This is a genomic window from Actinomyces provencensis, from assembly GCF_900155435.1.
GTDB classification, from domain to species: domain Bacteria; phylum Actinomycetota; class Actinomycetes; order Actinomycetales; family Actinomycetaceae; genus Pauljensenia; species Pauljensenia provencensis.
Genome location: NZ_LT700212.1, coordinates 303,833 through 322,341, shown reverse-complemented (window position 1 = coordinate 322,341; position 18,509 = coordinate 303,833). Strand labels below are relative to the sequence as shown.

The following is an 18,509-nucleotide window of genomic DNA, read 5'->3' as shown; positions in this document are numbered from 1 at the left end:
CATGTGCATCTGGGATCGGGCCCACCAGCGGGGGTCACGCCTGTGGACAGGATGACGGGCACCCGGAGTGATTCCGCGTCACGGGACCCGGCCTCCCCTGACGGTCCGCGGCACGTACGCTGAGGTCCATGAGTGAGGCACCGGCGCGTCTCCACCTTCATCGCTCGACCGACGTCCGGGACCTGCCCGGCGCCAGCAGGGAGATCGCTGGGTTCACACCGCTTCCTCCACCGGAGGAGTTGGCCCCTCTCATGTTGGCGGCGTACCGAGGGACGCCCGATGACGAGGGCGAGAACCTGCAGGACACCATCGACATCCTGCGCGCCACGATGCGCGGACGGTACGGGGAGTGGATGCCGGAGGCATCGTTCCTGGCCATCGACGAGAACGCCCTCCCGACGGGCGCCATTCTGACCGCGCAGGAGGATGACGGCACCCCATTCGTCGCCTTCGTGTTCGTTGACCCTGACCACTGCGGCCGAGGCACGGCCTCAGGGCTCATCGCCCGGACATGCCGGGCCCTCTCCGCTTCCGGACACCAGTCGATCCGCCTGTGGGTGGGCGCTTCCAACCAGCGGGCGGTGCGTCTGTACCGTCATCTCGGGTTCGTCGACGTCATCGATTGATCGACCCGGGCCATGTGACACGCATGGACGGAACGAGCGCAGGGGCACACAGCCGGTCAGGCGGACCGTGCCCCCTACGTCCGCATCCGCACGGCGGACGGTGTGTGGCTCGCCGCCCGCGCGGACACACTCTCGGGTGCAGGTGCAGGTGCAGGTGCAGGTGCAGGTGCGGGAGTGCGGGTTGGGGTCGTCGTCACCCCCGGCGGGGCGCGGCCCCCGGAGCTCCTCGACCCCGCCGCCTTGGTGTACTTCGACCACTACGTGCCCCGTCTGGGGCGGGAGGTCGGCCCGCACGGGTGGTACTCGGGGACCGGTCCCGCAGCGGTCTCCCCCGAGGAAGAGGGGCGGTGAGGGGAGCGCGGGAGCGCAGCGGTGCGCCCTCGTGGACGGTTGACGAGGGCGCCGCCGCCCTCGTGGCCGGGGCGGTAGGGTCAGGACATGACGATGACGCCTGAGGAGCTGCTCGCCGGCCCGCGTGGGCGGCGGCTGTGCCTGGAGTGGGCGCGCAGGTGCGAGGAACTCTCCCGGGGCGTCGAGGACGAACACCCGCTGATCACGGCCTTGGTGGCGACCGACCGAGCGGCTGATCCGGGGACCGCCGCGATGCTCGTCGCAGTCGAGCGCCGGTGGTGGCTCCCGGGTCCCCTTGCGAGGGTGCAAGCACGCAGGGCGGCACACCGGGCGGCGGACACGTGTCCGCCCTCGTCGACGGAGTTGGCCGAGGTCCTGGAGCGCGTCTCCCTGCAGGAACCGGACTCGGTGCAGACGCTGCGTGCTCTCGCAGACACAACGGCCTTCGCCACGTACTGGCAGCCCCCGGATGGGCAGGACCTGTCCGCCGCGCTCCCCGAGCTGCGCGGACCACTGCTGCGCGTGGCCGAGACGATCCTCTCCTCCCCGGCCGCCGCGTGGTGGGACTCCGGCATCGACCGGGACGCGCAGTGGGCCCAGACCTTCGTCGAGATCGGGGAGCGGCCCCTGTTCCCGGAGAGGGACGTCCGCGAGGTCCTGGACGAGTGGCGGGCGGGTGTCGAGCCGAGTGAGCAATGGTTCCGGACGTGGTACGACGAGCATCCGGGAGAGGACATCGGCGGGTCCTGGTGGTCCATCGCGGGCTTCGAGCTGACGAGCACGACGCGCGCGGTCCCGGGGGGCTCTCCGTTCGGGCTCTGGTGCGTCGAGGACTCGATGGATCCGGACCCCGTGCTCACACAGCCCGTCGCGATCCCCGCGGGCGCCCGGGTCCTGGAGATCCACGGCGAGGCCGACTGGGTCGACCTGTGCCGGAGCCACCCCCTGGACGTCACGTGGTCCAGGCGCTGCTGCTGGAGTCAGTTCACCGACTGGGTCGGGCACTGGGTGATCCCTGACTGGCGTGCGGTGGGACTGGAGTGGGACGCGGTCCACCTGACGGTGTCCGCCTGGCTGTCGTCGGCGGGGAGGGCGCTCGACCTGGGAGAAGACCGCGCGAGCGTCATCGCGGGCTGGGACCCGGACCGGACCTTCTGGCTGTGTGACGTCGGGCCCGAGGATGAGGTCGTGGAGTGGCGGCGGGAGCAGTCCGGGCACTCCGGTGGTGCGGAGGCCTGGCACAGGGGGACGTGAGCGGGGGACCGGCGCGCGGGGGTCGGGCGATGGTGGTGCCGTCGGGGGGTGGACGGGATCCATGACCTCAGGGACCGACCCGGGTCACGGTGGCCGCCCTCGTCGATGACGAGGGCGGACTTCGACCCCCGAACTGAGCGGACTTCGACCCCCGAACTGAGCGGACTTCGGCGGTTGTGGGGTGGAGGTGCGTCGACCGCCTCGCTCAGGCCAGGCCGGAGACCTTGAGGAACTCCTCGCGCCGGGCCGCCTGCTCGACCGGGTCGGGCACCGGCAGGGAGGCGATGAGGCGCTGCGTGTAGGGGTCGTGCGGTTCGGTGAGCACCTGCCGGGTGATCCCCTTCTCCACGATCCGCCCCTTGTAGAGCACCGCCACCTCGTGGGCCACCAGGTCCACGACGGCCAGGTCGTGGGTGATGAACAGGCAGGCGAAGTGCAGCTCCTCCTGGAGCTCGCGGAAGAGGCGCAGCACACGCGCCTGCACCGAGACGTCCAGGGCGGAGGTCGGTTCGTCGGCGATGAGCAGCTTCGGGTCCAGGGCCAGGGCCCGGGCGAGGGAGGCGCGCTGACGCTGGCCGCCGGAGAGCTCGTGGGGGTAGCGGTCCCCGAAGGAGGCCTTGAGCTGGACGGCCTCCAGCAACTCGTCCACCCGTGCCCGCGCCTCCAGGGAGTTCGCGAACACCTTGTGCACGACCAACGGCTCCGCGATGCACTGGGCGATCGTCAGGTGCGGGTTGAAGCTGGTCCCCGGGTCCTGGAAGACGAAGCCGATGTCGCGGCGCAGGGGGCGGAACTGTCGCTCCTTGAAGTCGCGCATCTCGTGGCCCATGACCCGCAGGGACCCCGAGTGGATGCGTTGGAGACCCGCGATGGCCCGCCCGGTGGTGGTCTTGCCGGAACCGGACTCGCCCACCAGCCCCAGCACCTCCCCGGGCCGGATCTCGAAGTCGATGCCGTCCACCGCCCGGAACGCGGGCTTGCCCATCCGCCCCGGGAACTCGATGGACATCTCGCGCGCCAAGACCAGTGGTTCACCCGATGCCTCGGGCGGCAGCTGACGGGGCGCCTCCTGGCCGATCCGGGGAACGGCGGCCAGCAGGGTCTGTGTCCAGGGTTCGCGCGGGTGGGCGAAGAGCTCACGCACCGGGGCCTGCTCGATGATGCGGCCGTGGTGCATGACCGCGACCTCGTCCGCCAGGTCCGCCACGACCCCCATGTTGTGGGTGATCAGCAGCACGGTGGCGCCGAACTCGTCGCGGCAGCGGCGCAGCAGGTCCAGGATCTCCGCCTGGACGGTGACGTCCAGGGCCGTGGTCGGCTCGTCGGCGATGATCAGCCCGGGGTTCAGCGCCAACGCCATGGCGATGACGATGCGCTGCTTCTGCCCGCCCGAGAACTGGTGCGGGTAGTAGTCCACACGTTCACGGGCGTCGGGGATGCCCACCAGTTCCAGGTACTCGATGGCACGTGCCTTGGCGGCCCGGCGGGAGTACTTGCCGTGGGCGCGCAGTCCCTCCGCGATCTGCCAGCCGATCGTGTGGACGGGGTTGAGCACGGAGGACGGCTCCTGGAAGACCATCGCCGCGTCCGCCCCGCGGATCTCCCGCAGCTGGTGGGCGGACATGGTGACCACGTCACGCATGGTGCCGTCCGCGCGGTGCTGCAGCAGGATGGCGCCCTCCGCGGTGGCGGTCTCGGGCAGCAGGCCCAGGATCGACTTCGACGTCACCGTCTTGCCGGAACCCGACTCACCGACGATCGCCAGGATGGACCCCCGGGCGATGTCCAGGGTGACGTCGGAGACGGCCTCGACACTGCCGGCGTCCACCGCGAAGTGCACGTCGAGGTCGCGGATGGAGACCACGGGTGCGCCCGATGTCGTCTCCCCGCCCCGGGACTGCTCGGAGGGGCGTGACTCCTTGTTCTCACTCATCGTCCTGGTCCTTCCGCAGGTCCGCTGTCCCGGCCTCGTCGATCCCCTGGACCGACAGGGGGTCGCCCTCGTCGGGGATCCAGTCCTCCGCGATCGGCACGCCCGGCGCGACGGGCACCCCGGACTCGTCGAGGTCGGTCCCGGTCGCGACCGCGCCGCGCACGTCGGAGCGCACTGCCCGGCGCCGGGTCCGCAGGCGCGGGTCGGAGAGGTCGTTGAGGGACTCGCCCACCAGCGTCAGGCCGAGGACCACGAGCACGATGGCCAGGCCCGGCCACACCGAGGTCCACCAGATGCCCGCCGCGACGTCCGAGATGGACTTGTTGAGGTCGAAGCCCCATTCGGCGGCCTCGGTCGGTTCGATGCCGAAGCCCAGGAAGCCGAGGCCAGCCAGGGTGAGGATCGACTCCGAGGCGTTGAGGGTGAGGATCAGGGGCAGGGTGCGCGTCGAGTTCTTCAGCACGTGGCGCACCATGATGCGGGTGTTCGAGGCCCCGATGACGCGGGCCGACTCCACGAAGGCCTCGGCCTTGACGCGCAGCACCTCGGCGCGCACGACACGGAAGTACTCCGGGATGAAGACGACGGTGATCGAGAACGCCGCGGCCAGGATGCCGCTCCACAGGCCCGACTGCCCGCCGCTGATGACGATCGACATGACGATGGCCAGCAGCAGGGAGGGGAAGGCGTAGATCGCGTCGGTGACGACGACCAGGACTCGGTCCATCCAGCCGCCGAAGTAGCCCGAGACCAGACCCAGTGTGACGCCGACGAAGAGGGAGAGGACGATGCCGGCGAGCACCATGTACAGCGCCGTGCGCGACCCCCAGATGACGCGCGAGAGGACGTCGTAGCCGGACACCGTGGTACCCAGCAGGTGGGCTGCGGATGGCGGCTGCTGCGCGCCGAAGTGTCCGCCGGCGTCGCTGAGCTGGGCGTAGCCGTAGGGCGCGAGCAGCGGCGCGAACGCAGCGGTGAGCACGAAGACGGCAAGGATGACCAGGCCCGTGACGAGCATGCCGCGTTGCAGCCCCACGGACTGGGCGACCTGGTCGTGGAAGGGTACCCGGTTCCACAGGTTGCGCCGGAAGGGGCGCTGCGTGGGGGCCGTGGGGGCCGTGGGGGAGGGGGTGGACGAGGGCGACGCGTTGTCCGCGCGGCCGGTCTGTGCGGGCGTCATCAGTACCTCACTCGCGGGTCGATCAGGGCGGCGATGATGTCGACGAGGAAGTTGGTGATCGCGACGACGACGGCGAGGAGGGCCACGATCCCCTGGACGGCGACGAAGTCGCGTGCCGTCAGGTACTTCGCGAGTTGGAATCCGAGGCCCTTCCACTCGAAGGTCGTCTCCGTGAGCACCGCGCCCGACAGCAGCATCGCGATCTGCATGCCGACGACGGTGATGATGGGGATGAGGGCCGGTTTGTAGGCGTGCTTGCGGACCAGGCGGTACTCCGAGACCCCGCGGGAGCGGGCCGCGTCGACGTAGTCGGCGTGGAGGGTGGAGATCATGTTCGTGCGCACCAGGCGCAGGAAGACACCGGCGGTCATCAGTCCGAGCGTCAGCCCGGGGAGCACCGCGTGGGCGAGGACGTCCCCCAGGGCAGCCGTGTCGCCGGACTTGATCGCGTCGATGAGGTAGATGCCGGTGCCCCCGTCCATGGTGGAGAGGCGGAGCTCGGTGCGCGTGGCCGCGCGTCCGCTGACCGGGAGGATCTTCCACCAGACGCCGAAGAGCAGCTTGAGCAGGAGGCCGGAGAAGAACACCGGGGTGGCGTAGCACAGGATCGCGAAGACACGCAGGACGGCGTCGCCCCAATGGTCGCGCACGTAGGCGGCGACCATGCCCAGCGGGATGCCGACGACGAAGGCCACGAGGAGGGCGTACAGGCTCAGTTCCAGGGTGGCCGTGCCGTAGGTGGTGATGATCTCGGTGACCGGGCGGTTGTCGGAGAGGGAGGTCCCGAAGTCCCCGCGCAGGAGGTCCGCGAGGTAGTCGCCGTACTGGACGATGACGGGACGGTCGTAGCCGGCGGCGTGGATGCGTTCCGCGAGCTGGTCGGCGGGGAGACGCCCGCCCAGGGAGGCGGTGATGGGGTCACCGATGGTGTGCATGAGGAAGAACACCAGGGTGATGAGGATGAAGACGGTGGGGATGATCAGCAGGAAGCGGGTGACGATGTAGCGCCACAGTGCTCCGGACCCTTTCCTGGCGCGGGTGGCCGTCGAGGACGCTTTCGCGGTGGGAGTGCCGCCCCCCGGCGACGGGGAGTTCGGATCGGCCACGACGTCGGTGGCCATCGCTGGTTGTGCTGGTCTGTCAGGGCTGGACATGTCCCGGGGTCCTCACATGGTGTCGACGAGGGAGAGGCGGGAGGTGGGGGCGGACCGGTCCGCCCCCACCTCCCGGGAACTCACTTCGAGATCGTCGCGTAGTAGAACTTGAAGGAGGCGTCCAGGTTGACGCCCTGGACGTCCTTCCCGGTCACGGCGACCTGGGACCCCTGCAGGAAGGGCACGGTGGAGAGGTCCTTGGCGACCTCGTCCTGGATCTGGCCGATGAGGTCGGCGCGCTTGTCCGCATCGCCCTCCACCAGCTGGGCCTTGATCAGCTCGTCGACGTCCGTGTTCGAGTAGTGGTTCTTGAGGAACCCACCGTCGAGGAAGAACGGGGTCAGGTAGTTGTCCGCGTCCGAGTAGTCCGGGAACCAGCCGAGCTGGTAGGCGGGGTAGACGTCGGCGGTGCGGTCCTTGGCGTACTGGACCCACTCGGTGGACTGCAGGTTGACGGTGAACAGGCCCGAGTCCTCCAGCTGGGACTTGATCAGCGCGTACTCGTCACCGGAGGAGGGACCGTAGTGCTCGGGCGTGTACTGGAGATTCAGCTCGACAGGCGTCGTGACCCCTGCGTCCTCCAGGGTGCTCTTCGCCTTGTCGGCGTCGGGTCCGCCGTTGCCGTCACCGTAGAGGCCCTTGAGGGACTCGTTGGCGCCGGTCAGGCCTTCGGGGACGTAGGAGTAGAGGGGAGTGTAGGTGCCCTTGAAGACCTGGTCGGCCAGCTGGTCGCGGTCGATGAGGTCGGCCACCGCCTGGCGCACGGCCAGGGCCTTGGCCTCGTCGGCGTCCGCAGTGGTCGCGCCGTAGGGCTGGGTGTCGAAGTTGAAGACGATGTAGCGGATCTCGCCACCGGGGCCGGTGAGGACCTTGACCGCGTCATTGGTCTTGAGGTCGGAGACGTCGGTCGCGCTGAGCGAGCGGTACGCGACGTCGATGTCACCCTCCTGGACGGCGAGCTTCAGGTTGGAGGAGTCCGCGTAGTAGGACACGGTCACCGAGTCGTTGGACGCGGGCTCCCGGTCCCCGCCATAGCTGGGGTTGGGCTCATAGGCGATGGTCTGGTTGTCCTGGTAGGCCGTGATCACGTACTGGCCACCGAAGGCGTTCGCGGAGACGATGTCCGCAGCCGGGGTCAGGGCGTCGGGGGAGAAGACCTCCTCGTCGACGATCGGGCCGGCGGGGGAGGACAGGACCTGCGGGAAGGTCTGGTCGTTCTCGCTCTTGAGGTGGAAGACGACGGTCGTGTCGTCGGGCGCCTCCACCGAGTCGAGGTTCGCCAGCAGCGAGGAGGGGCCGTTGTCATCGGCGATCTTGAGCTGACGGTCGAAGGTGAACTTGACGTCCGAGGAGGTGAGGTCGTGGCCGTTGGCCCACTTGAGTCCCGGCTTGAGCTTGACGGTGTACTCGGTGGGGGCGGTGAACTCCGCGCTCTCGGCGATGTCCGGGGCCACGTCGGAGGAACCCTGGGGGGCATCGAGCAGGAAGGGGAAGACCTGGATCTGGACGGCGAAGGAGCCGTTGTCGTAGGAGCCGGCGGGATCGAGGCTGGTCACGGAGTCGGTGGTGCCGATGACGATGTCACCACCGCCACCAGCGGCCGATCCGGACTCTCCGGAGGCTCCGGACTCGGTGGACGAGCCGGACGAGCACCCTGCGAGGAGTGCGAGGGCGGACAGGCCGGCGATCGCGCCGACCGCCGCACGGGACTTGGGGATGGACATGCACACGCTCCTTGATGGGACGGGACTTCGTGTGCGGTGGGCTGGCCCACACGCATGTGGGTCATGATCGCTTCAAGAGTCGGCAAGACTGTGATTTGGTCACCATACGAGATGGTGTGCTGCGTCACCCGCACCCCTCCTCCAGCGCCGAAGTCCGCTCACTTCTGGGGTCGAAGTCCGCTCAGTTCGGGCCACGAAGTCCGCTCAGTTCGGAGCGAGAGGTCCGCTCACCTGCATCGTTCACCTGCACGGTTCGACGAGGGCGGCCGATTGCGCCCGGGACGACGGTGCGGAATCCGAGGCGAGAAGTGAGCGGACTTCGAGCCCTCAACGGAGCGGACTTCGAGCCCAGAACAGAGCGGACTTCGAGCCGAGAACAGAGCGGACTTCGAGCCCAGAACAGAGCGGACTTCGAGCCGAGAACAGAGCGGACTTCGGCGGGGTGGGGTGGGGTCAGCGGGGGGAGGGGCTGGGTGAACCGGTCACCGTGTAGGTCAGGGTGTGGGACTGCCCCGGCTCCAGCTCGACGAGTCCCATGCCGGAGTTGAAGGCGTCGGGCGCGCAGGTCATGGGCTCCACCGCCACGCCGCGACGGCCCACGAGCTCCCCGGAGTAGACCTGCACCCAGGGCGCGTCCGAGGTGATCCCCACGGCCGCACCGGTCGAGGGGTCCCGCAGCGTGACCGTCCACCCACCCTCGGGCAGGCCGGTGAATGCGTGGTCCACCGAGCGGTCCCCGAGCACCACCGGTGTGCGCAGGTCCAGACCCAGGCTGGCGACGTCGCGCAGCGCCACCGGGGCCAGGACCTCGTCCACCTCAAGCACCTGCCCGGCGGGCACCGTGAGTTCGCACCCGTCCACCACTGCCCGGTCGAGGGTGAGGAAGGGGTGGGAGGAGGACCCGTAGGGTGCGGTCGACGTGCCCACATTCGTGGCCGTGATGTCGACACGCAGTCCGGTGGCGGCATCCAGTGAGTACGAGACACGTGCCCGCAGGGGCCAGGGATAGCCGTAGCGCGGGGCGACGAAGGCCTCCAGCACCACGTGGTCCGCGCCCGTCCCCACGACCTCCCACTCCGCCCATCCCATGAGTCCGTGCAGGGCCGCGCCCGTCGCGTGCTCGTTGACGGGGACCTCCAGGTGTTCCCCCTGCCACGTGTAGCGGCCCTCGGTGATCCTGTTCGGCCAGGGGAGCAGCACCTTCCCCTTCCACGCCGGCGGGACCTCGTCCACGGAGTGGGGGAGGACCAGGTCGTGTCCCCCCAGGGTCAGGCCGGCCAGTCCCGCGCCGACGGTGACCACGCGGGCGCGGTAGTCACCCGCCGTGATCGCCACCTCTGATCCGGACATGTGGTCCGCCATCCCGGTCCCCTCCCATGTGCAGTGCGACACCGTCGCCGCCCCGGCCATCGTAGTGATCTTCGCTGCAGTGAACCGCTCCGACGGGGGACTTTGCCGAAGCCATACGTGCCCATGTGATGGACCATACTGGCATCTCGTCGCCCGGGCGTGGCAAGGTCGGAGGCATGAGAGCCCGTCGACCCACGTTGCTGATCTCGAACATCGTGCCCCGGCACGAGGCGGACCCCCTCTACGAGGCCTTCTCCGCCATGCTGTGGGACTCGCTGACCCGTGCCTCCACGCCGCACTGGAACGTCATGCGCGAGTGGGCACAGCTCGATGGTCCCGAGGGAGCCGTCTCCCGTGCGCGCCACGCCGACGCCATCCTCATCATGGGAGGCGACGACGTCGACCCCCGCTGGTACGGCGGCACCCCCGACTACCCCCACGAGGGTGCCCACTGGCCTCGCGCGGATGCCGGTCAGATGGCCCTGGTGCGCCTCGCGGTGGAGGAGAACATCCCCCTGCTGGGCATCTGCCGGGGCATGCAGGTCATCAATGTCGCCATGGGGGGCACCCTGGTCCAGGACATGAACCAGCCGGGGCACCGCAGCGCGACGCTCATGCAGGACCACCACTTCGCGCGTCACGGTGTCGACATCGACCCGTCCTCGCACCTGGCCGCGGCCCTGGGCGAACTGGTCGACCTGGAGGTCCACTCCGCCCACCACCAGTGCGTGGAACAGGTGGGGGACGGCCTGGAGGTCGTCGCCCACGCGCCCGATGGTGTCATCGAGGCCGTCGAGCACCGTTCCGCACCCGTGATCGGTGTCCAGTGGCACCCGGAGGACCCGGAGGCCGACCACCGCGCGCTCGACGCGCTGCTCACCCACCTCGACGAGGCGCGTGCCCTGCAGGCGGCCCCCCGCCTGGCACACAGCGCCGCCTGAGTCCCCACACCACCCCAGCCCCGGGCCCGTCCGCCACAGGAGCGGATGCGGGAGTCGCCCTCGTACCCGCGCGGCGTAGCATCGGTGCGGACGCCCACCACGGAGGCGTCCCACCGACCACAGGAGGACACCGCCCATGACAGCGACCAGCGATCCGGGACACACCCCAGCAGCGATCACGGAGGCGGTGGTCGACCACCTGCGCACCACCGATCCATGGGACCGGGCGCTGCGTCTGGCCATGAACGCCGTGACCACTTCCGGTGTCGACGCCTCCGCGCTGTCCCGCGAACGCGTCGTGGGCACCCCCACGGTCATGTCGGAGCGCCTCGACGACTGGAAGGTGACCGCCCAGAAGAAGTCCGGCCGCTGCTGGCTCTTCTCCTCCCTCAACCTGCTGCGTGCCAGTGCCCGGGCCGACCTGGGGGTCAAGGACTTCGAGTTCTCCCAGAACCATGCGATGTTCTGGGACAAGTTCGAGCGCGCCAACTTCTTCCTCCAGGACGTCGTCGCGACCGCCGGGGAACCCCTGGACTCCCGCCTCGTGCAGTTCATGCTGGCCGAGGTGCTCGGGGACGGCGGGCAGTGGGACATGGCCGTGTCCGTCTACCTCAAGCACGGGGTCGTGCCGAAGGAGGCCATGCCGGAGACCGAGCCCTCCTCCAACACGCACCGCATGAACACCCAGCTCCAGGTCCTCCTGCGCCGCAGCGCCCTGGAGGTGCGTGACCTGGTGAACGGGGGAGCCACGCAGGAGGACGTCCGCGTCGCCACCGACCAGGTCCTGGCCGAGGTCTGGCGCATCCTGGTCATCTGCCTGGGCGAGCCGCCCGCCACCTTCGACTGGGAGTGGCGCGACGACGAGGGCGTCTTCCACCGCGAGGGCACGCTGACCCCACTGGAGTTCCTGGACCGCCACGTCGACCTCGACCTCACGCAGTACGTGTGCCTGGTCGACGATCCCCGACCCGCCCACCCCAAGGGGCGTGCGCTCACCGTCGAACACCTGGGCAATGTCGTGGGCGGGCAGCCCATCCGCTACGTCAACGCCCCCATGGACACCATCAAGCGACTGGCTGCCGACGCCCTGACCTCGGGGGAGCCCGTCTGGTTCGGGGCGGATGTCTCGAAGCAGGCCGACCGCACCACCGGGCTGCTCGTCGGGGAGCTGCACGACTACTCCGGCTTGTTCGGTGTCGACCTGGCGACCACCAAGGAACAGCGCGTCATCTCCGGTGAGTCCGCGATGAACCACGCCATGCTCTTCACCGGTGTCGACCTGGTGGACGGGACCCCGCGGCGGTGGCGTGTGGAGAACTCCTGGGGGGAGGAGCCCGGGGACAAGGGCTTCTTCACCATGGACGACGCCTGGTTCAGCGAGTACGTCTTCGAGGTGGTCGTGCGCGTGGACGCCCTGCCCGAGGACCTGCGCCCGGCCCTCACCGAGGAACCCCTGGCACTGCCGGCCTGGGACCCCATGGGGACACTGGCCTGAGGTGGGATGAGCGAGTACCAGGATTTTCCGGCCGCGGGGGGACCCGTGGGCGCGCCTCGACGCGACGAACCGCGCGGACCAGCCCCCGTGCTGACGCTCCTGGCGCTCATGTGGGCGGTGTTCGCCTGCGAGGTGTTCCTGCCCGGGGACTGGGTGTCCCACGGTCTGGTCGCCCGTGACCCGCACGCGTGGTACGGCGTGGTGACGGCACCGCTGCTGCACGCCAGCCTCTCCCACATCGTCGGCAACTCCGTGCCGATGCTGGTGCTGGGGATCCTGGTGTGCGTGCACGGGCACCGTGCCTTCTGGCAGGTCATTGCCTGGTCCGCGGTACTCGGTGCCGCTGTGGCCTGGCTGCTCACCCCGGCCGGCACCGTGATCGTCGGCGCCTCGGGTCTGGTCTTCGGACTCTTCGCGTACCTGGTGGTCCGCGCCTTCGTCCCCGGCACCGGGAGCTGGACCAGGCGCCTGGCCGACGTGGCGGTCGCCGCGGTGGTGGTCTCCGTCTACGGGGGCGTGATGGTGGCCGGGATCGTCAATGCCGGGCCGTCGGTCTCGTGGCAGATGCACCTGGGGGGTGCCCTGGGTGGGTCACTGGCCGCGCTGACCGGGGCGGGGAACGAGCGCGCGCGCTGATCCCTTGCTCACACGGGGACACGCGGTGGGCCTCCCGGGCCCGTGGTTCCGCGGGTTCCGGGGCGCCGTGCGCCGGGCCGGCCGGGCACGGCCCCCCGATCGGGGCGCTCCCACAGGCGCGCAGCCCCTCTTGTCTGCGATCCTGAGCGGGTGACCTCTCCCGATCCCCAGCCCGGTGCCACCGACCCCCGGGCGACACCTGCGTCAGACTCCCCCTCCAGCGCCGCGTCCGCCTCCGGCGTGCCCGCGTCCGCTTCCCGCCCGGTGCCCGGGGCGCGCGGCGACGCTGCCACTGCTCCCGCCGCCTCGCCGTGGTCCGCCTTCATCGTCGTCCTAGCCGCCGGCTTCATGACCCTGCTGGACGTCTCGATCGTCAACGTCGCACTGCCCTCCATCGAGTCCGGCCTGGGGGCGGGGCCCTCCCAGATCCAGTGGATCGTGGCGGGCTACTCCCTGGCCTTCGGGCTCTCACTGGTGCCGGCGGGTCGCATCGGCGACCTCGTGGGCAGGCGGACCATGTTCCTCGTGGGGCTCACGGGGTTCGTCCTGGCCTCCGCGGCCTGCGGTCTCGCCACGGACGCCGGCGCTCTGGCCCTCACCCGCATCGTCCAGGGGCTCTTCGCCGGCATCCTCAACCCACAGGTCATCGCGCTCATCCAGGAACTGTTCCGCGGCCCCGCCCGGGCGCGCGCCTTCGGCTTCTTCGGCATGACCGTCGGGGTCTCGACGGCCGTCGGTCCGGCGCTGGGTGGTCTGCTCGTCTCGGCTCTCGGGCCCGAGTACGGCTGGCGCTCCGTCTTCCTCATCAACGTGCCCATCGGGATGGTGGTCATCCCCCTGGCTTGGCGGCGTCTGCGCGGCGTGGACGAGGCGTCGCGTGCGGCGCGTGCCGAGCGCGCCGCGGCCCGTCCCGACTCCGCGCCGTCGCACGGACTGGGTCTCGACGGGGTGGGTCTTCTCCTGATCGCCGCGATCGTGCTGGCCCTCATGTGGCCCTTCATCAGCGCGTCCGAGAACGAACGCGGGCTGGCGGGAGCTCCGTGGTGGACGGTCGGGGTCGCCGCACTGCTGTTGGTGCTGCTGACCGTCTGGGAACGCCAGCAGGACAGTCGTGGTGAGTCCGCAGTCCTTCCCGGCGCCCTGGTGCGCAACCCGGGCTTCGTGCTCGGAGCGGGCCTCGGGTCGGCCTATTTCGCGGGCTTCACCGGGATCTTCATCGTCACGACCCTCTACTTCCAGCAGGGTGCCGGGATGCCCGCCTGGGAGGCGGGACTCGCGCAGATCCCCTTCGCCCTCGCATCAGCCGTCACCTCGGCGCGGTCGGGCCGCCTGGTCAACCGCATGGGGCGCAGGTTGGTCGTGCTCGGCCTCGCCACCATGCTGGTGGCCATCGGGGCGATCATCGCGGTCGTCGAGCTCCTGTCCACCCAGCACTGGGCGGTCTGGCTGGTCTCCGGCCTCCTCGCCCTGGCCGGTGCCGGTTCGGGGCTGGTCATCTCACCGAACCAGGCGCTCACCCTGGCCGACGTGCCCCGTGACCTGTCGGGCACGGCCTCCGGACTCCTCCAGACCCTCCAGCGTCTCGGCGCGACGGTGGGTCTGGCACTGATGACCTCGGTCTTCTTCACGGTGATCGGCGCGGCTCCGGTCGGTGACCTCGCCGTGCACTCGCGCGCGATGGGTGTGTCCATGGCGGTCACCGTGGTCCTGCTGCTGGTCTCCCTGACGGTCGCGCTGGTCGACGCACGCCGTCGCACCCCCTCGGCAGCCTGAGGGCGCCGCCCTCGTCGGTGCCGACACGGAGACAGAGGTTCCCCCCGCCCGGCCTCGCGGCGCGGACGGGGGGAACGGTGCGGAGCACCCCGGTCAGGTCTGACCGGGAGTGGTCAGGGCAGCGGGATGTTGCGCAGGTTGGAGCGCGCCATGGAGACGACCTCGCCGAGGCCTCCGCCCAGGACCTCCTTACTCATGGCCCGGGCGAAGCCGGTGACCTGGTCGGCGGTGATCGACGGGGGCAGGGACAGGGCGCGCGGATCGGTCATGCACTCGATGAGTCCCGGGCCGGGGCGGTTGAGCTCGCGGCGCAGCACGTCCTCCACGTCGCCCGGTTCCTCGATGCGGACCGAGGGGATGCCCAGCGCGTTGCCGAGGGCGGAGTAGTCGACGTCCTCGGACTCGGTGCCGAAGGAGGGGAGGCCGTTGACCAGCATCTCCAGCTTCACCATGCCCAGGGAGGCGTTGTTGAACACGACGACCTTGACGTTGAGGTTGTAGTTCTTCACGGTGATGAGCTCGCCCAGGAGCATCGAGAGGCCGCCGTCCCCCGACATCGTGATGACGGGACGGTCCGGCTCTGCCGCGGCGAGGCCGATGGCCTGGGGCAGGGCGTTGGCCATGGATCCGTGGAGGAAGGAACCGACGATGCGGCGCTTGCCGTTCATGCGCAGGTAGCGTGCGGCCCAGACATTGCCCATGCCGGTGTCGACGGTGAAGGCGGCGTCCTCGGGGGCTACCGCGGAGAGGATGTCCGCGACAAACTCCGGGTGCAGGGGCTTCATGCTCGCCGCCGACTTGCCCTTGTAGGCGCCGACGACGTTCTTCATGGAGCGCTCGAACTTCTTCACCATCTGGTCGAGGAAGGTGCGGGAGCGCCCCTCGTCGATCAGGGGGAGGAGGGCCTTGGCGGTCTCCTTGACGTCACCGACCACGGCGACGTCCAGGCGCGTGCGGCGCCCGAGGATCTCGGGGCGGATGTCGACCTGGGCGGTGCGCACACCCTCGGGGAGGAACTGGTCGTAGGGGAAGTCGGTGCCCAGGAGGACCAGCAGGTCGGAGTCGTACATCGCCTGGTGGGCGGAGCCGTAGCCGAGCAGCCCGGACATGCCGATGTCGAAGGGGTTGTCCCACTGGATCCACTCCTTGCCGCGCAGGGAGTGCCCGACGGGGGCCGCGATGCGGTCCGCCAGGGCGATGACCTCGTCATGGGCGCCCTTGGTGCCCGCACCGGCGAAGATCGTCACCTTCTTGGCGGAGTTGATGGCGTCGGCCAACTCGTGGAGGGACTTCTGGGAGGGCAGGACGACCGGGGCCTCGGGGCGGACGATCTCGATGGGGTAGGTCGTCTCGAGGGTGGAGGCGGAGGTGTCGCCGGGCAGGGAGATCACCGAGACGCCGGGGCCACCCCAGGCGTGCTGGACGGCGGAGGCGAAGACCCGAGGGAACTGCGCCGGGTTCGTGACCATCTCGTTGTAGACCGAGCACTCGTTGAAGATGCGGTCGGGATGCGTCTCCTGGAAGTAGTGCGTGCCGATCTGCACCGAGGGGATGTGGGAGGCGATGGCCAGCACGGGGACGCGGTTGCGGTTGGCGTCGTAGAGACCATTGATGAGGTGGAGGTTCCCCGGGCCGCAGGACCCTGCGCACACGGCGAGCTCGCCGGTGGCCTCCGCCTCGGCGCCGGCGGCGAAGGCCGCGGACTCCTCGTGGCGGACGTGGATCCACTGGATGCCCTTGCCGTCCTTGTTGGAACGGCGCACCGCGTCGACGATCGGGTTCAGGGAGTCGCCGACGATGCCGTAGATGCGCCTCACTCCGAGGGCGAGGAGCTGGTTGACGAGGTGGTCGGCGACCGTGTCGCCACTGACCTGCACGGGGGCCATGATGGTCCTTTCCTGGACGGGAGCTTCCGGGGCCCGCCCCGTGCGCCGTCCGCCGCAGCGGTCCGGAACACGGCGCCGTAGCCCTGACACCATGGTAAGCGCCGGGGGTGGGGCGGGCCCAAGGTCCCGTGGCGTCTGATGCGGCACAGGAGGGTGACGCGGGGGACAGATCCGCGGTGTGGTCGCGCAGCCCGACGCAGGTGGCCGCGCGCGCCCGGGCGGACGCCGCGGTGGCAGCATGGGGCCATGGCAATCCTTCCCATCCGCATCACCGGGGACCCCGTCCTGCACCGTCGTGCCAGCGAGGTCACGGAGTTCGACTCCTCGCTGGACGCCCTCGTCCACGACATGCGCGACACCATGGCCGCCGCCCCCGGGGTCGGCCTGGCCGGGCCACAGGTGGGGGAGGGACTGCGGGTCTTCGTGTGGGGGTACCGGGGTGGGTCCGCGTTCGATGCCCGCTACGACGCAGGGTCCGGGGCGGTGGACCTGCACGAGGACGGGGTCGGCAGGTCCGGCGTCGTGGTGAACCCCCAACTGCTGGTCACCCCGGTGCCCGTGCGGGCGCCCGATCCGGAGTGCGAGTCGGAAGGGTGCCTGTCGGTGCCCGGCCACCAGTTCCCCCTCGTGCGCGCGGGGCACGCGGTGCTCACCGGGGTGGACGTCCACGGTGGTCCGGTGCGGGTGGAGGCCTGGGGGTGGCTGGCGCGCATCTTCCAGCACGAGTTCGACCACCTCGACGGGACGCTCTACGTCGACCGACTGGCACAGCCCTGGGCGGAGCAGGCCCAGGAGGTCGTGGCCGAGGCGGGGTGGGGCGTGCCGGGGAACAGCTGGCTGCCCGCCGCAGGGGAGCACGCCCCGACCGACCGGGGGTGACGAGGGCGGCCCGACGTGTAGTGCCGATCCTGCAGGGGGGTGGCGGCCGTGACCCCGGAGCCTTCCGGGACGACGGAGCAGGGGACGGCCTCCCGGGCTGCCCACCGGGGCGGACCCCATGGGTACGACAGGGCGGACTTCGAGGCCCCAACTGAGCGGACTTCGAGGTGGGAAGTGAGCGGACTTCGACCCGAGAAGTGAGCGGACTTCGCCGGGGGAGGGGTCAGTGGACGGTGAGTCCGAAGGAGCGGAAGCGCTCGCGGACCTCGTCGACCTGCTCCATCGAGGGCGGCTGCGTGTCCGCCAACTGGTAGTCCATGTGCAGGGAGGCCCACTTGTCGCGCCCCATCTGGTGGAAGGGGAGGACCTCCAGTCGCGACATCGAGCCCCAGCGCTGGGCGATGCGGGCCACCGCGTCGATGTTGCCGGGTGCGTCGGTGAGACCCGGCACCAGGACGAAGCGCACCCAGATCTCGATGCCGCGGGCGTCGAGCCTGTCGCCGAAGTCGACGGTGGGCTGCAGGTCCCGGCCCGTGACCTTCCGGTACGTCCCGGGGATGCCGGACTTGACGTCGAGGAGGACCAGGTCGGTGTCCTCCAGCATCTGGTCGGTGGCGGCGGCCCCCAGGAACCCGGAGGTGTCGAGTGCGGTGTGGACGCCCATCTCCTTCGCGCCGCGCAGGAGGCGACCGGCGAAGGCGGGCTGCATGAGGACCTCACCGCCGGAGAGGGTGATGCCACCACCCGTGTTGCGGAAGATCCTGCGGTAGCGCCTGATGCGCCGCAGCAGCTCGTCGACCTCGACGGGCTCCCCGTTGCGCATCGCCATGGTGTCGGGGTTGTGGCAGTAGAGGCACCGCAGGGGACACCCCGCCAGGAAGACCGTCATCCGGGTGCCCGGGCCGTCCACGGCAGTGACCAGTTCCCAGGAGTGGACGGAACCCAGCGTGCCCTCACGCATGCGCGCGAGTCGGTCCGAGCGTTCCAGGTCCGTGAGCTCCGCCAGGCCGGCGGTCCCCGCACCGGACACACGGGCGGCCGGGGCCAGGAAGTCCTGGTCACCGAGCATCTCGGGTGAGCCGAGTGGGACGACGGGCATCGGGGGACCTTTCGGAGGTGTGGGGGCAGAAGGCCGGTGGGGCAGCGGGGGGTGGGGCCGGGCAGGTGGGGAAGGCGACGGCCGGTCGGGAACCCGCGGACGGGGCCCGACCGGCCGCTCACCGGAGAGACCGGGGGCTCTGCCCTCAGGCGCTGTGGTGGAACGTGCGGGAGAGGACGTCCAGCTGCTGCTCACGCGTCAGCTTGACGAAGTTCACCGCGTAGCCGG

General features: G+C 70.3%; 15 protein-coding genes and 1 pseudogene. 8 read left to right on the top strand and 8 right to left on the bottom strand.

The features are described 5' to 3' along the window. Positions 1-128 precede the first annotated feature (128 nt). From BQ9890_RS01405 to BQ9890_RS01395, 3 genes are all read left to right on the top strand, one after another. Complete coding sequence (locus BQ9890_RS01405) at positions 129-626, top strand: GNAT family N-acetyltransferase (RefSeq protein WP_078062149.1); 498 nt, start codon at positions 129-131, stop codon at positions 624-626. A 174-nt stretch (positions 627-800) separates the two neighbouring features. Beyond that, complete coding sequence (locus tag BQ9890_RS01400; RefSeq protein WP_195907601.1) at positions 801-977, top strand: hypothetical protein; 177 nt, start codon at positions 801-803, stop codon at positions 975-977. A gap of 87 nt (positions 978-1,064) precedes the next feature. After that, on the top strand, positions 1,065-2,231 hold the full coding sequence (locus tag BQ9890_RS01395) for a hypothetical protein (RefSeq protein WP_143226195.1): 1,167 nt from the start codon (positions 1,065-1,067) through the stop codon (positions 2,229-2,231). A gap of 205 nt (positions 2,232-2,436) precedes the next feature. On the opposite strand, the gene BQ9890_RS01390 is transcribed toward BQ9890_RS01395, so the two are convergent. From BQ9890_RS01390 to BQ9890_RS01370, 5 genes are all read right to left on the bottom strand, one after another. Continuing rightward, entirely contained in the window at positions 2,437-4,164 is a 1,728-nt protein-coding gene (locus BQ9890_RS01390; RefSeq protein WP_078062147.1) for an ABC transporter ATP-binding protein, read from the bottom strand. Next, positions 4,157-5,344, bottom strand: a complete 1,188-nt coding sequence (locus BQ9890_RS01385) for an ABC transporter permease (protein ID WP_230297764.1) — start codon at positions 5,342-5,344, stop codon at positions 4,157-4,159. The genes BQ9890_RS01390 and BQ9890_RS01385 overlap by 8 nt, the downstream gene beginning before the upstream one ends. Then, positions 5,344-6,498, bottom strand: coding sequence for an ABC transporter permease (locus BQ9890_RS01380; protein ID WP_230297763.1), 1,155 nt, complete (start codon positions 6,496-6,498; stop codon positions 5,344-5,346). Before BQ9890_RS01380 ends, BQ9890_RS01385 begins: the two co-directional genes overlap by 1 nt. 80 nt (positions 6,499-6,578) lie before the next feature. Then, positions 6,579-8,222 (bottom strand): ABC transporter substrate-binding protein, encoded by a 1,644-nt coding sequence (locus BQ9890_RS01375; protein WP_075888762.1) that lies wholly within the window; start codon positions 8,220-8,222, stop codon positions 6,579-6,581. Between the two features lie 453 nt (positions 8,223-8,675). Next, positions 8,676-9,584: an aldose-1-epimerase gene (locus BQ9890_RS01370; RefSeq protein WP_075888760.1), complete on the bottom strand. Its 909-nt coding sequence runs from the start codon at positions 9,582-9,584 to the stop codon at positions 8,676-8,678. Positions 9,585-9,748: 164 nt separating this feature from the next. On the opposite strand from BQ9890_RS01370, the gene BQ9890_RS01365 reads away from it, so the two are divergent. From BQ9890_RS01365 to BQ9890_RS01350, 4 genes are all read left to right on the top strand, one after another. Further along, positions 9,749-10,513: a gamma-glutamyl-gamma-aminobutyrate hydrolase family protein gene (locus BQ9890_RS01365; protein WP_075888758.1), complete on the top strand. Its 765-nt coding sequence runs from the start codon at positions 9,749-9,751 to the stop codon at positions 10,511-10,513. Positions 10,514-10,649: 136 nt separating this feature from the next. Continuing rightward, complete coding sequence (locus BQ9890_RS01360) at positions 10,650-12,008, top strand: C1 family peptidase (protein WP_075888756.1); 1,359 nt, start codon at positions 10,650-10,652, stop codon at positions 12,006-12,008. A gap of 6 nt (positions 12,009-12,014) precedes the next feature. Next, positions 12,015-12,644 carry a rhomboid family intramembrane serine protease gene (locus tag BQ9890_RS01355; RefSeq protein ID WP_078062145.1) on the top strand — a complete coding sequence of 210 codons (630 nt, stop codon included), beginning with the start codon at positions 12,015-12,017 and terminating at the stop codon, positions 12,642-12,644. A 150-nt stretch (positions 12,645-12,794) separates the two neighbouring features. After that, positions 12,795-14,417 carry an MFS transporter gene (locus BQ9890_RS01350; protein ID WP_230297762.1) on the top strand — a complete coding sequence of 541 codons (1,623 nt, stop codon included), beginning with the start codon at positions 12,795-12,797 and terminating at the stop codon, positions 14,415-14,417. A gap of 113 nt (positions 14,418-14,530) precedes the next feature. Here the strand turns inward: BQ9890_RS01350 and BQ9890_RS01345 are convergent, their stop codons facing one another. Then, positions 14,531-16,303: a pyruvate dehydrogenase gene (locus tag BQ9890_RS01345; RefSeq protein WP_075888754.1), complete on the bottom strand. Its 1,773-nt coding sequence runs from the start codon at positions 16,301-16,303 to the stop codon at positions 14,531-14,533. A gap of 246 nt (positions 16,304-16,549) precedes the next feature. Here BQ9890_RS01345 and BQ9890_RS01340 point away from each other — a divergent pair, with 246 nt between their 5' ends. Further along, entirely contained in the window at positions 16,550-17,182 is a 633-nt protein-coding gene (locus BQ9890_RS01340; RefSeq protein WP_075888752.1) for a peptide deformylase, read from the top strand. Between the two features lie 223 nt (positions 17,183-17,405). Here BQ9890_RS01340 and pflA read toward each other — a convergent pair whose 3' ends face one another. Both pflA and BQ9890_RS01330 read right to left on the bottom strand, forming a co-directional pair. Then, complete coding sequence (gene pflA, locus BQ9890_RS01335) at positions 17,406-18,281, bottom strand: pyruvate formate-lyase-activating protein (RefSeq protein ID WP_075888750.1); 876 nt, start codon at positions 18,279-18,281, stop codon at positions 17,406-17,408. Positions 18,282-18,426: 145 nt separating this feature from the next. After that, positions 18,427-18,509, bottom strand: a pseudogene (locus BQ9890_RS01330) (autonomous glycyl radical cofactor GrcA2); the annotation flags it as partial.

Coding starts and splice junctions, on each gene's coding strand:
- BQ9890_RS01375 (WP_075888762.1), bottom strand. CDS start 8,222: ATGTCCATCCCCAAGTCCCGTGCGGCGGTCGGCGCGATCGCCGGCCTG.
- BQ9890_RS01355 (WP_078062145.1), top strand. CDS start 12,015: ATGAGCGAGTACCAGGATTTTCCGGCCGCGGGGGGACCCGTGGGCGCG.
- BQ9890_RS01340 (WP_075888752.1), top strand. CDS start 16,550: ATGGCAATCCTTCCCATCCGCATCACCGGGGACCCCGTCCTGCACCGT.
- BQ9890_RS01390 (WP_078062147.1), bottom strand. CDS start 4,164: ATGAGTGAGAACAAGGAGTCACGCCCCTCCGAGCAGTCCCGGGGCGGG.
- BQ9890_RS01360 (WP_075888756.1), top strand. CDS start 10,650: ATGACAGCGACCAGCGATCCGGGACACACCCCAGCAGCGATCACGGAG.
- BQ9890_RS01385 (WP_230297764.1), bottom strand. CDS start 5,344: ATGACGCCCGCACAGACCGGCCGCGCGGACAACGCGTCGCCCTCGTCC.
- BQ9890_RS01345 (WP_075888754.1), bottom strand. CDS start 16,303: ATGGCCCCCGTGCAGGTCAGTGGCGACACGGTCGCCGACCACCTCGTC.
- BQ9890_RS01370 (WP_075888760.1), bottom strand. CDS start 9,584: ATGGCGGACCACATGTCCGGATCAGAGGTGGCGATCACGGCGGGTGAC.
- BQ9890_RS01380 (WP_230297763.1), bottom strand. CDS start 6,498: ATGTCCAGCCCTGACAGACCAGCACAACCAGCGATGGCCACCGACGTC.
- BQ9890_RS01365 (WP_075888758.1), top strand. CDS start 9,749: ATGAGAGCCCGTCGACCCACGTTGCTGATCTCGAACATCGTGCCCCGG.
- pflA (WP_075888750.1), bottom strand. CDS start 18,281: ATGCCCGTCGTCCCACTCGGCTCACCCGAGATGCTCGGTGACCAGGAC.
- BQ9890_RS01405 (WP_078062149.1), top strand. CDS start 129: ATGAGTGAGGCACCGGCGCGTCTCCACCTTCATCGCTCGACCGACGTC.
- BQ9890_RS01395 (WP_143226195.1), top strand. CDS start 1,065: ATGACGATGACGCCTGAGGAGCTGCTCGCCGGCCCGCGTGGGCGGCGG.